Origin of the sequence: Nocardia sp. NPDC006630, from assembly GCF_040611495.1 — a bacterium.
Taxonomy (GTDB): domain Bacteria; phylum Actinomycetota; class Actinomycetes; order Mycobacteriales; family Mycobacteriaceae; genus Nocardia.
On sequence record NZ_JBEXOK010000003.1, the window covers coordinates 639,439 to 652,597 of the forward strand.

The window sequence follows — 13,159 nt, forward strand, 5'->3', positions numbered from 1 at the left end:
GTTCCCCCTGAGCTGGTGCGGCGGTGGGTTAGCCGGACAGGCCCCCCGGCCCCTCCTCCACGAGACGGAACACTCGGTCCAGCCCCGTACGGCCGGTATCGATCTGCTCGACTGCCTTCTGCTGCAGCGTATCTCGCAATTCGGGCGCTGACTCCCACAATTCCCGGACAGCACGTGTCAGTTCGGTCTCGAGGTTGTCGGCGTCGAGATGCACGACCCGCAATCCGGCGCCGAACATATCTGCCAATCCATAGAACTTGTCGTCGTAGTACTGGGATGCCGTTACAGCGACCGCCGGAATACCTTGCGACAGCGCGAAAACCGCCAGGTGGTAGGCGCTGGTGATCAGCACCCGGCAGCGCGAGACCTGACGCGCCACATCCTGCGCGGTGCCGGCACGGCCGATCACGGCACGCACCTTGGCGGCGCCGGTCAGCAGCGGCAGGGTGTGGGTGCGATCCTCATCGTCGTACTCGGAGATGATGAGCGGGGCCAGGGCCGTGCCGAATTCGGCGGCGCGGGCGCGCACCACCGCGCCGAGGGTGTCGCGCGCGGAGTCGCTGACCTTCGAATAGTCGGCGATGCGCAGGCAGAGGCCGAGATCGCCGCCGATCTCGGGACGCCGCATGCGGTAGGAGAATTCGACGGCGTCGTCACCGGTGACGAGTATCCGGTCCGACGAAACACCGAGCTCCGCCAGCAGTTTCGGACCGCGCATCCCCTCGCGCAGGCCGATGAAGTCCACCTTGGGCAGCACCTCGGCCGCCCGCCGTAACAGCTCCGGATCGCGCATGGGGCCCATGCCCTGGCCGATCATCACATTCGGAATGCCCAGGCCCTGAGCGTGTTCCAGCAGATTGAGGGTGCGGTGCGCCTGATACAGATCGACATCGGTCATATAGCCACCGCCCTGCGCGATGACCAGGGAGGCGTCGCTGACGGCGGCCGGAACCGGTGGCAGCGGCGGCATCCCCGCGGACTCGGACCCCTGCTCACCGCCGATCAGTGCGTTCGCTTCACTACGCACCCAATCGCGCACCCCGCGCAGATGATGCTTCGGAACCTCCGTGGCGGCCCGCCAGTGCAGCGCCGCCGGACCGAGGAACCGGGTGCCGGTGACCTGATCGAGCTGACCGCCCAAACCGCTTCTGCCCCAATGCCCTCCGCCGCCCGCGAAGACCGGTTCGGCCTCCGGCAGCACCGCGCGCATCACCCGCGGTTCGTCGGTGAGCATGCCGATGCGGGCCTGTGGCCAGTGCTCGCGCAGCCGGTCCACGGTCATGACCATCATGGCGATATCGCCGCGATTGCGCAGCCAATACTCCCCGTTGTCGACCAGTACCTTCAATCCCCCGGCACTGTTTTTCCCGGCACTGTCCCCCGCGCCAGACGTCCCCACTCTGAATTTCCTTCCGGAGCCCCGGTAAATACCGGTTGTTCTGTTCGGAGGGGCAGCGCTGCCGCGGTCGCCCAACCACCGAAGTAGACGGACCCCCTCGTGCCGAGCACGAATCCGCAGCGAATCTATCGCACTGCGTCGTGTTCGCGCTATGGCCTCATCGAGGAGCGCACAGGGCGGCGTCGACCACGCCGTCCAGATCGATATCGTGCGCCTTCGCGGCGATGATATCCGGCAGCTCATTCATGCTCACGGTGACAGAGCGGCCGGCCGTCGCGCCCCCGTAGACGAAGGTGCCGTGGATGGTGCCACCGTGACCCCACGCCTCGATGCCGCAGGAGGTGGTCCAGTGGAACAGGCCCAGCCCGAAATCCTCCGAGCGACGCAGATCTCCGCTCGGGACGGTACGTTCCATCTCGGTCAGCTCCGCCGCGCCCAGCACCCGCCCGGCCAGCAGCGCCATGTAGAAGCGATTCATATCCGCGCCGGTGGAGACCATAGCCCCGTCGGGCAGACCCCAGCCGGGGTCGATATCGGTGACATCGGTGCGGGTGCCGTCGAATTCGTGATAGGCCCGGGCATGCGGACCGCGAATCACCGATTCCAACGGATACAGCGGCCAGTAGGTATCCCGCAGTCCGAGCGGCAGCAGAATCCGCCGCGTCACCTCCACCCCGACGGGAAGCCCGGTTACACGTTCGATGACCTTCCCCGCGATCAGATAGTTCGTATTCGAGTACTCGGCGTGATCCCCCGGTGTGAACTCCGCGGTCTTGGCCATGGCGAGCCTGATGAGATCGTCCGATGACCGCGACTGCCGCAGGGCGGCAACCGATTCCAGATCGAGATCCAGAATGTAGTCCGGAATTCCGCTGGTGTGCTGCAGCAGATTGCGAATGGTGACGATATTGCCGTCCCCGCCCGGCCCCCGCACCACCCCCGGCAGATACCGCTCGACCGGGGCATCCAGCTCCACTCGCGCCTCGCCGACAAGTTGCAACATGACCGCAGAGACGAACGACTTGGTATTACTAGCGATTCGCACCTGAGCGTTGTCAGGGAAGGCAGCGCCGGTACCCAGATCTCCCACACCGCTGTCGATCTGGAGCGTGCCACTGCCATCGGTCAACACCAACTGCGCCCCCGGCACATCCGCCCCGGACACCGCTTCGTTCAAGTCGGCCTGCAGCAGATCCTGGATGGAAAGCGGATCCGCAGCACCCGTCCCTCCTCCCCCAAAACCGATAAGTACTGTCGCCACGAAGATTCCGAGACACTGGGATGTTGCAGGACAGCGGCGCATCATGCCTCCATCTGAGGGGTAAGTAGCAGTCAGCCGGGAAGCCATACGAACTGCGCTGAACGCGAGTTCGAACCATGCCTTTTCATGTCTTCTTCTCGAGAACCGGACCACAGCCGGTCGCCCCCGCCGGTACCGCAGATAGCCTTCCCAACCGCGGAAGGTCAACCGGGTACGGCTCCCCACGTGCCCAGCACGGCTATCTCGGGCTTTGCCCGCACCCCTGCCAGATCAACCCTGCCCGGGAGGCAAGGAACCCAGGTGCACCGACTGTTTCGGCATAGAAACCGTCGGCTCCTGAGGACGGAACAGCGGGTGTCTCAGCGGCACAGCGGTTATCGGGTTTGTGCCGTGTGGACGCCTGCTGTGCGGCCGTTGAGAAGGCGTGTGTGGTGCCCGCTCCGGGTGGATTCGAGGCCGAGGCAGGCCCGGTGCACCTGGGTTGTTTGCGTCGAGGGGTGGTGTTGGGTCTGTGGGTGCGGGCAGGGCCCGAGATGGCCGTGCTGGTGGCGTCGGGTGGGGTACCCGGTTGACCTTCCGCGGTCACGAGGGAATCTGCGGTACCAGCCGGAAGACTGGTTGTGGTCCGGTTTCAGAGACAAAACACGAAAAGACGAAGACCCGAAAGACCAAGGGCGCCTGGAGACAAGGGAACGAAGAACAAGAGCCTGAAAGACCCGGGCTGGCAACGTTCATGGTGCTCGAGGGATCGGCGCTGATGGTGGTGGCGGGGTAGCACGAGGTTCCGGGCGTTCGGTGGGCGATGGCACGGGGTGCGCGGTGATTCGGCCCGAGTGTTGCATCGGCATGATCAACGCGATGGTGTCTGCGGTGTGAGGGCTGCTGTGCGGGTGGGGGTTCCGGGTGGAGGGTGGACTCACAGGCAACGAGCCACGCCTGCTGCTGCTGGTCCATCCGGTGCGGGTTCCGCTGCGCTCGTTCACGGCGGCGGCCGGTGTCTGTGGAAACGGTGGTTGGGCAGTGTCTTTGGCACCGCTGGTGTGCGCTGTTGCGGTCTGCGGTTGTGGAGTCGGTGGGGAGGGTGAGGTTCGGCCTGGGCTGCCGCTGCTGTCGCCGTTCCCGGTTCTGGATGATTGGGGTCGGCGGCCGTGAAACCCTTGGTGGGCGGGGCCTTGTCGTAGCACCGTCAGGATCGACTTGACGATGTCTGCGCCGGTGGCCAGGTTTCAAAGAGCGCTGACAGGGGTTCCGCTGTTCGCGGGTGGGATGGCTTGTGGGCATCGCGTCCCCGCCTGCCGCGCCTGCCGCTGCCGCCTGCCGCTCCGCACAGTCCAGGTTCCGCTGTGCTCGTTCACCTCTCGAGGCCCACTGCCCGTGCAACCTTGGTAGGCAACGGCTTGTAGCACCGTCAGAATCGACTTGACGATGTCTGCGACGGTGGGGCTCCACTATTCGCGGGTGGGATGGCTTGCGGGTATCGTGCCCCGCCTGCCGCTGCCGGTCCGCTCGGCACGGGTTCCGCTGTGCTCGTTCGCCGCTCGAGGCCCACTGCCCGTGCAACCTTGGTGGGCAACGGCTTGTAGCACCGCCAGGATCAACCTGACGGTGTCCACAAGGGGGTGCGGTCCGCTATTCGCGGGTGGGGGTGGTTTTGCGGGCATCGAGCCATACCCGCCGTCGCTCGCGTTGCACTCGTTCCCGGGCCCGGATCTCGCTCAGGGCACCGGCCATCAGCTCACCGGTGTGATGCAGGTGATTGACCTGCGGGGTCCCGGTGGGGTCGATGTGGGGTGGGGCGATCCACCCGGTCCGGCCCGGGTAAGGCGAGTCTTCGCCCATGACAATGGTTTTCCAGCCACCGGGCCCGTCGTGGATCATGGCGTGGCACCCATCGCACGCCAAGGTCAGGTTGTCGATATCGGTGGGCCCGCCCTCGGCCCACCCGGTGACGTGATGGGCCGCCGACACGCTCGCGGGGGCGCTGCAGCCGGGTCGGGTGCACCCCTTGTCGGAGGCGATGAGCGCGAGTCGTTGTGCGGGCGTGGCCAATCGGTCTCGCCCGCGCCCCAAATACAGGGGCAGTCCGGCCTTGTTCAACACCACCAACAAGGGTCGGGTTCCGGCCGCCAGTTCCAGGGCTTGCGGGATGGTCAGGGTGCCCCCGGTCGCGGTGGTCGCGATCCCCGCACCCCGCTCGAGGTCCTCCACACGCATGACGATGATCGCTTCCACGGGCAGGCCGCGGTGGGAGCCGAGCTTGGGGCGGTCGAGCTGAAAACGCAGCACCGCCAACAACGCATCATGGTTGCGTTGCGCCGCCGAGCGGTTATCACGCTCGGCGGCAGCTTTCAGTTTCTGGCGGTCGAGGGTGCGGTCGGCGACCTTAGGACTGTCCGGATCCGCGGGGTTGCACATGCCCGGGCGGGCGAACTTGGCCAGCAACGGCTCCAGCACTTCCCGCAACGGCTCGGTGATCTCCCCGATCAACGGCGACATCCCATCGGCACGCTTACGACCGAGGGTCAGCCCCCGCATGCGTTCGCGGTCCTTGTCCTGGGTCAGAGTGCCGTCGGGGTCGATGTTCGCCAAGATGACCTCACCCAGATCGAGCAGCTTGTCCGGGCTCCCGGTGCGCGCGTAGGTGGTCAGCACATCCTGGGCCAGGTCCTTCTGTCCCGGGTCGGCGGCACAGGGGATGCGCTTGAGGACCTGCGCGATCCGGCGCACGTGATCGACCGAGATGTCCCCGGCCCGTTGGGCTTGGGCAACATACGCCAGTTCCGGTTCCAGGTCCCCGCCGAGCGCTGGTTGCGGGCTCAGTTGTTTGGCGGCGTTGACCCGCGAGGCCGCGTCCGCGTGGCTCAACCTCAATGTTTGTTCGAGGAATTTGATCGGGGATGCTGATCCGGCACGGGCCGAGAGGCTGCGGGTGCAGGTTTCGGTGACGAACCGGTGCTTGACGGCTTCGAGCTTGCGCATGCTGGTCTCGACCTCACGCATCACGGCGATGAATTCCTCGTCCAGCAAGGGTGTGAGGGAGGCGTCGAGGAGGTTTTCCACGGCGGTATCGAGTGCGTGTGCACTCGATACGATGGTGGTTTCTCCCCCCGGATTCATACCTCTATTCTACCGCCGAAGAACAGACCCCGAAAGGCGAAATGGGTTGTGATATCAAGCTATTCAGATTTCCGATTTGTTCCTTTTCGGTTTTTCTTCTTGTCCAGGCATCTTTTATCTTCTTGGTCTTTACTGCAACCATCAAGACGGGAATAGTGGGCTGACCCACTTGCTGCATAACCACTTTCCGTCTACGTAGTCCATTGACATGGTGACGTTTTGGTGATCGGTCGTGTCGGATTTGCCCTTTGTAGAGTTCACCTGGGTGATATCCACCGCGAGCTCGTAGTGGGTCGTATTCCCCGAAGTGACCGTGCATTTCGAATCGGTTCCCCGGGTGTGCTCGGAGTCCGACTCCAGAAGCAGTCGGATAGCGGGTAGCAGTTGCTGGGCCTGAGATTTCCATGTTCCGGTGGCACCGTTCTCGACCTTCGCCTGCCAGCCGTCACCGTCGGTGTAGTCGTAGGTTGTCATCAGAATGCCGTAGTCGCAGGCGGCCTTGGTCGCGGCGTCACGGGAGGCATCGGTCTGGGTGGCGCCGGGGACGAGCCCACCTGGACCGGGACCTGTGTTTGCGCCGATTGTGAATCGCAAGGCCCCGCTGCCGAATCCGACTCCGATGCCCGCAACGGCGATCGCGGCGAGCAGCCCCGCGACGATGAGCCGCTTTCGCGCCTTGAGGCGGGGCCGGGGAGGGGCGGGCACCTCATACCCAGTGGGCGGCGCAACTGCACCGTCCCGACGGAAGCTTCCCGGTGCCAACTGGGTCACGTCCGGGCCGTATTGCAGTGGCGCGGCAGTGTGTTGAGTCGACTGCCCGAATGCCGTTCGGGGGTGCTGTGTTGTTCCGGTTCCGTCGGCAACAGAGAGCCTCGGCGCCGATACCGGCGGAGTCCACGGTGCACCACCGTGATTCGTCGCCGTCAGTGCCTGAGCTGCGGCGGCCGCCAGTTCCCCGCAGGTGCTGTACCGCTGCGTGCGATCCTTGGCCAGCGCGCACGCGATGACCTCGTCGAACGCACTCGGTACCGCCGGATTCCGTTCGCTCGGCCGGGGTATCTGCCCGTTGAGGTGTCCGTTGATCAGCTGCGCGGTGGTCGGCCCTGGATAAGGCAGCTCGCCGGTGAGCATGTGGAACAGCGTGCAGCCGAGTGCGTATATGTCGGCGCGCTGGTCCATATCCGTGCGCAGTTCGAACTGTTCGGGTGAGGCGTATTGGAAGCTGGCGTACATCTCACCGGTGCGGGTGAGTGCGCTGGTTTGGTCGAGGGCCTTCGCTATTCCGAAGTCTGCCAGGAATACTCGCTGTTCAGGACCCCAGGCCAGCAGGATATTGGCGGGCTTCACGTCACGGTGCAGGACGCCGGCGCGATGTGCGTGGTCCAGTGCTCGTGCGGTTTCGCCGAGGATGCGCACCGCGTGGCCGGGGCGCATCGGTCCGTCGCGCAGTGCTGCGGCGACGTCCGTGCCCTCGATGTACTGCATGGCCATCCACAGCCGGTCCTCGTCGCGGCCGCGGGCGTACACGGCCACGATGTTCGGATGTGCCAGTCGCGCGGCGGTATCGGCTTCGCGGAGGAATCTGGCGCGGACCTCGGCGTCGTCGGCTACGGCAGGGTTGAGCAGCTTCAGTGCTACCGAGCGCGGCAGGTCTCGATCGCGGGCCAGGTAGACCTCGCCCATTCCGCCGACGCCGAGCAAACGCTCGATCACATAGCCCGCGAATGTCTGTCCCTGCGCGAGCGTCCTCGCCACGACCTCACTACCTCCGACTGCTACATGCTGCCGATCACCGTAACGCACACGGGGAGCGGGAGCAGGCGCGGCAACCGGCGCTCGGGGTCGGAAACCGGAGGGTCCGTTGGTTGCCAATCGATAGCTCGCCGGGCCGGGGCGATTGACATACACTTGCGCTGCAAGGGCGTTCGGGCCGCAACCGCGGTCCGAGTGGGTGACAAACCCGGGGGTGAGGGTTGTTGGCTGAGCCGCTTCGCGTGCATATGCACGGGTCCGAGTGGTTTTCCGCAGCACCTGGTGGGCTCAATCGGTACTTCACCGATCTCTATTCCGCATTGGCGCGGATTCCGGAAATATCGGTTACCGCAAAAGCTTTCGGTGCTGCGCCTATCGGCGCGGGCTCATGGGGCCCGACCGGTCGGTCCACTGGGTGGCGGGTACGGACTTCTTATCTGGATCGCGAGGAGTTGAAGCGGGGAACGGTGCTGGATCGACATTTCGCCCTGTACGGGGCCTCGCCCCTCGGGCGGAATCCGCTGGTCGTGCACTTTCACGGACCATGGGCGGCGGAAAGCCGAATGGCCGGAGAGGGTGATCGGCCGGTACGGGCCAAGTATCTCGTCGAGCGGCTGCGATACGCACGAGCGGATCGATTCATTGTGCTGTCCAACCACTTTCGGCAATTGCTCATCGACGATTACCACGTGGCCGAGGACAAAGTGCTGATCGTTCCGCCGGGGGTCGACCTCGGCAGGTTCCCGCCACCGCAAGCCACGCAACCCACCGGCATGGTGCTCTGCGTACGGCGACTGGAACGGCGCATGGGTATAGACGTACTCATCCGCGGTTGGCCCGATGTTGTCGCCGCGCATCCCGAGGCGAGACTCGTGATCGTCGGAACCGGTACTGCCGAAACGGAATTGCGCGAATCGGCGGCCGGAGACAGCTCGATCGTCTTCACCGGACCGGTCACCGACGAGCAACTCACCGCGCTCTATCTGGAGGCCGATCTCACGGTCGTGCCGTCGCTCGCACTCGAGGGGTTCGGGCTCATCGCCCTGGAATCCCTTGCGGCAGGGCGGGCTCCCGTGGTGTCCGACTGCGGCGGACTACCGGATTCGGTGCGTGACCTCGATGCCACGCTCATTGTGCCGCCCGGTGACGCCGGGGCCCTGAGCGCCCGTATCGCCGACGCCCTGTCGGGTACCCGGCCCGATCCGGCAAAGTGCCGCGCCCATGCCGAAACCTTCTCCTGGGACATCGCCGCCCACCGGCATCGAGATATCTACGCCGAATTGGCCGGGTGAACCTGTGAAGGCCGTCTTCCTCGCCCATACCGCGGCTCCCTCCGGAGCCGAACTCGCCACGCTGCGCCTGGTTGCGGCCATGCCCCCGGGGCACACCGCGGTGATCTACACCGAGGACGGGCCGATGGTGCGGCGTACGCAACAGCGCGGGATCGAAACCCGACTGGTGCGCAATGATTTCGACTCCAGAGCGATGACCATCCAGAAGGCCGGTCTCCGCAGTCTGCTCAGTGGCTGCGCGGGACTGGTTCGGCTGGGCTGGGCGCTGGGCGCCACGGTCCGCGAACTGGAGGCGACAGTGGTGGTGGCTGGTAGCACCAAAGCGCTGCTCATGGGCGCGGTGGCGGCGCGGCGCGCACGCGTGCCGCTGATCTGGCATGTGCACGACCGGATTTCGGCGGACTACTTCGGGCGCTGGCTGGCGCCGGCCATTCGACTGCTGGGCTGGCTGGTCGCGCGCGGCTGTATCGCCAATAGCCGCGGCACCCTGGCCTCGCTCTACATCTGGCGGCGGCACGCGCTGGTGGCCTATCCCGGAGTCGAATTCGATACCCCGGAGTTCACCGATCTCGCGCAGGGCAGCGCGGCGATCACCCGCGCCGAGCAGCGCCCGGCCGGCGAAACCGTCATCACCGTGGTCGGCCGCCTCGCCCCGTGGAAGGGGCAGGACCATTTCCTGCGCGCCCTGGCGGACGCGAGAATCCAGCCGCGCGAGGTGTTTCTGGTCGGGGGCACCTTCTTCGACGAAGAGTCCTACCGCGCAGAGCTCGAGGTGCACGCGACCGCGCTGGACCTGCCCGTCACCTTCACCGGTCACGTCGAGGATCCGGAACCCTATCTGCGGCACGCGGATATCCTCGTGCACTGCTCGGTGCTGCCCGAACCCTTCGGACAAGTGGTCGTGGAGGGCATGCGCGCCGGTTGCGCCGTCATCGCCACCCGGCCCGGCGGTCCGGAGGAGATCGTGGACCCCGGCGTGAACGGCCTGCTCGTGGATGCGGGCGACCGCGCCCAGCTGACGCACGCCCTCGACACCCTCATCGCCGATCAGGAACTGCGCGCCAAACTCGCGGAGGCCGCCCGCTTCCGCGCCCGGGATTTCGATATCGCCGAATCCGCCCGCGCAGTCACCGATTTCCTCACCCGGCTCCCCGGATCCCGGTGGCGCCATGGATGACCAACCCGAACCACCCCCGGGATACGACCCACCCACCACCCCGCTCTACCCGCTCTCCAGACTCCGCCAGCGCCGCATCCTGCGCCACAGCCTGGCCACCGAGGACGGGCGGGCCCCCGGCGAATCCCCCGGCGCCGCACCCGTACCGCCCGGCCACTCGGACGCGGACCCTCGCCGTGGAGCTACTCCGGCATCCCCCGGAATGCCCCGCACCGCTTCAGGTTTCGCAGGACCGCGCAACGGCTGGGCGCCCTTCGCCGGACCACCCACGCACGCCGACTCCATCGCGGACGGCAAGAACTTCGACAGCCCTGTGCCTGGTATGGCCGTTCAGCCCGGCGAGCCGCCTGCAAATGGAACCTTCTCCGCAGGCAATCCCGTGCCGGACTGGGGCATTCACCCCGGCGGACCACCGGCGAACGGTGGGCACTCAGGCGACAACGCCGCACCAGGCTTGGGCATCCACTCCGGCGGACCATCCACGAACGGTTCGCGTTCAGGCGACGGTGCTGTACCAGACCGTGGCATGCAGCCCGGCGAACCGCCCGCCAACGGTTCGCGTTCAGGCGACAATGCCGCACCGGGCGGGGGCATTCACCCCGGTGGGCCGCCGGTAAACGGGGCCGGACGCTCCGCTCCGGCCGCCGGGCCGGACACCGCGCAATTGTTCATGGACGCGGTGGGTCTCGTGGACGGGGCGGCCGCCGCCAGTGCCGCGGTGCTCGGGGAATCCGAGGTCGGACCCGCGCCGCTGCGGGATGAGACCCGGGCGTATGCGCCGTCGGCGGTGCAGGTCGAGCTGCCCGGTACGGAGGCGTCGCAGCGTTCGGGCCATGGGAGACACCGCAAGCCGTCTCGGCGCAAGCTCGGCACCATAGGCAGCATTCTGCGCGATATCGGGCTGGTGACATTCGGCAAGTACGGGCAGTACGTCATCACGCTGGTGACGGTGCCGCTGCTGGCGCGCACGCTCGGGCCGCACGGTACCGGTCTGCTGGCGATCGGTATGTCGTCGTATTTCATCGGGTCGCTCATGGTGGACCTCGGGATCACCTCGTTTCTGGCCGCGCGGGTGCACGACGAGGTGTCCAGCCGCATCGAGGTGAACCGCATGCGCGGAACGTATCTCGCGGTTCGCGGCACCACTCTGAGTGTGCTCGGCGCCGCACTGCTGGCGAGTTTGGCGATCGGGGTGCCACCGCAGCTGCATATGGCGCTGCTCGGCCTGTTCGCGGGCGGGTTCTGGTCGACCTCGGAGGATTGGCTGCTCATCGGGCAGGGCCGGTTCGGGCGATCGACCATGTATCAGGGCATCGGGCGGATCGGGTATCTGGTCCTGCTGGTGGTGCTGCTCCCCCGCTTCCCGAACCCCTCGCTCGCCGTGATCTGCCTGCTCATCTCGTCGGTCGCGCCGGTCGGGCTTACCTGGTGGGATTCCTTGCACACCTATGGTCGTCCGACACGACCGCACGGTCTCAAGGCCATGCTTCGGATGGCCGCACCGGTCTTCACCTCACGGCTGCTGGTGACCGGATACGGCCAGGGCTCGGCAGCCGTGTACGGCGCGGTGCTCTCGGCGGCGTCGCTGGGTCTCTACTCCGCGGGCGACCGACTCATCCGGGCGATCCAGTCGTCCCTGGACCCCATCGGCTTCGCCCTCCTGCCTCGTATGGCCCGGCGCAGCACGCATGAATCCTTCTGGCGCAATTCGATTCAGGCGCTCGCGGCCTGCGTCTTCGCCGCCTGCCTCGCGGTGGTCGCGGTATGGGTCCTGGCGCCCGTGCTGATACACCTGATCTACACCGACAATTTCAACGGCGCGATCCCGATGCTGCGCGTGGAGGTACTCATCCTTCCCGCCACCACCATCTCGTCCTATGTGACAACCGCGATTCTGCCGGTCAAGCGGGACACACTGGGGGTGCTCATCGGTGCGATCATCGGCACCTGCGTGGCGCTCGTCGCGCTCACCGCAGCGGCCCGCACCCAGTCGGTGTGGACGCTCGTCTACGGCACCCTATCCGCGGAAATCAGTGTCGCGGTGTGGTACATCATCCGAATGCGGTGGCTCATCGTCCGGGAACGGGCGGTGCGCAGCGGGGCGCTCCAGGCCGCCGCCGTCTTGTTGCGCAAAGGGGATTTGGCGTGAAGTTTCTCTTCGTCGGAGACGACTGGGTGGGGAGCAACGCACGCTCGCTGGCCGACGGCTTCCGGCAGGCGGGACACGAGGTGGTCGTGGTCGATACCACCGCGGTCACCCTGCCCGCGCGATTGTCGCCGCCGTGGGTGTACTCGAAGATCGCACGCCGGCGCGCGCCCTGGGATGTGGAGGCCATTCACACCGAGATCGAGACCGCCGCAGCGGCTTTCAAGCCCGATGTGCTGTTCGCATTCAAGTCCGTCCACCTGGACCAGCACCGACTGCTGGACACCCCGGCCGGGCAGCATGTGCACTACAGCCCCGACGACGTGTCCAATCCGTACAACACCAGTCCGGCGTACCTGGCCTGCGAATCACAGTGGGACCTCATCGTCACCACCAAATGGCACAATGTCCCGGAGCTGCGAGCCCGGGGCGCACGCGCCGTGAAATTCGTTCGCAGCGCCTACGATCCGGCCTGGCATCACCCCTGCGCCCAGCGCGGGGCGCGGCGTTTCCTGCTCGGTTTCATCGGCGCGGTGCGCCCGGACCGGCAGCACCTGCTGGTGTCCCTCGCCCAGGAACACCAGGGCGCCATGCTCCTACGCGGTCCCGGCTGGCGGCGCATCCCCGCACTCCGGCAGACCGCCGCGCAGGTCGGCGGCCCCGCCTACGGTGAGCACTTCTCCACCGCCGTCGCCTCGGTCACCGCCAACCTGGTGCTGCTGAACTCCGACAACCGCGATACCCACACCTGCCGCACCTTCGAAGTGCCCGCCGCCGGTGGGCTTTTCGTCGGCGAGCGCACCGATGAGCACGCCGAGCTGCTGCAGGACGAGTCCGAATGCTTCCTGTTCTCCGGCCCGACCGAACTGCACGAGATCCTCACGCGCTGCGCGCGGTATCCGGATCAGGTCGCCAAGGTCGCCGAGGCGGGCTACCGCCGCATAGTCGGCGGCGGGCACAGCTACCTGGACCGCGCGCACGAGATCGTCGACACCCTGGAATGAGTAACGGTGGG

At 66.5% G+C, this 13,159-nt stretch carries 8 protein-coding genes; 4 read left to right on the top strand and 4 right to left on the bottom strand.

The genetic code is table 11. The annotated features are described in order from the left end of the window. Nucleotides 1-28: 28 nt before the first annotated feature. The 4 genes from ABZX86_RS11105 to ABZX86_RS11120 all read right to left on the bottom strand — a co-directional run bounded on the left by ABZX86_RS11105 (nucleotide 29) and on the right by ABZX86_RS11120 (nucleotide 7,532). Complete coding sequence (locus ABZX86_RS11105) at nucleotides 29-1,399, bottom strand: polysaccharide pyruvyl transferase family protein (RefSeq protein ID WP_355122324.1); 1,371 nt, start codon at nucleotides 1,397-1,399, stop codon at nucleotides 29-31. A gap of 157 nt (nucleotides 1,400-1,556) precedes the next feature. After that, nucleotides 1,557-2,660, bottom strand: a complete 1,104-nt coding sequence (locus ABZX86_RS11110; protein WP_355122326.1) for a serine hydrolase domain-containing protein — start codon at nucleotides 2,658-2,660, stop codon at nucleotides 1,557-1,559. Between the two features lie 1,629 nt (nucleotides 2,661-4,289). After that, nucleotides 4,290-5,777 (bottom strand): DUF222 domain-containing protein, encoded by a 1,488-nt coding sequence (locus tag ABZX86_RS11115; protein WP_355122328.1) that lies wholly within the window; start codon nucleotides 5,775-5,777, stop codon nucleotides 4,290-4,292. 141 nt (nucleotides 5,778-5,918) lie between these two features. Continuing rightward, nucleotides 5,919-7,532, bottom strand: a complete 1,614-nt coding sequence (locus ABZX86_RS11120; protein WP_355122330.1) for a serine/threonine-protein kinase — start codon at nucleotides 7,530-7,532, stop codon at nucleotides 5,919-5,921. Between the two features lie 245 nt (nucleotides 7,533-7,777). Between ABZX86_RS11120 and ABZX86_RS11125 the strand changes: the two genes are divergently transcribed. The 4 genes from ABZX86_RS11125 (at nucleotide 7,778) to ABZX86_RS11140 (ending at nucleotide 13,148) form a co-directional block, all read left to right on the top strand. Further along, nucleotides 7,778-8,821, top strand: a complete 1,044-nt coding sequence (locus ABZX86_RS11125) for a glycosyltransferase family 4 protein (protein ID WP_355122628.1) — start codon at nucleotides 7,778-7,780, stop codon at nucleotides 8,819-8,821. A gap of 4 nt (nucleotides 8,822-8,825) precedes the next feature. Continuing rightward, entirely contained in the window at nucleotides 8,826-9,998 is a 1,173-nt protein-coding gene (locus ABZX86_RS11130) for a glycosyltransferase family 4 protein (protein ID WP_355122332.1), read from the top strand. An 874-nt stretch (nucleotides 9,999-10,872) separates the two neighbouring features. Further along, complete coding sequence (locus ABZX86_RS11135) at nucleotides 10,873-12,147, top strand: oligosaccharide flippase family protein (RefSeq protein ID WP_355122630.1); 1,275 nt, start codon at nucleotides 10,873-10,875, stop codon at nucleotides 12,145-12,147. Continuing rightward, the gene (locus tag ABZX86_RS11140; RefSeq protein WP_355122334.1) at nucleotides 12,144-13,148 is read left to right on the top strand and encodes a glycosyltransferase; all 1,005 of its coding nucleotides are present in this window, start codon (nucleotides 12,144-12,146) and stop codon (nucleotides 13,146-13,148) included. The genes ABZX86_RS11135 and ABZX86_RS11140 overlap by 4 nt, the downstream gene beginning before the upstream one ends. The last annotated feature ends 11 nt before the right edge of the window (nucleotides 13,149-13,159 follow it).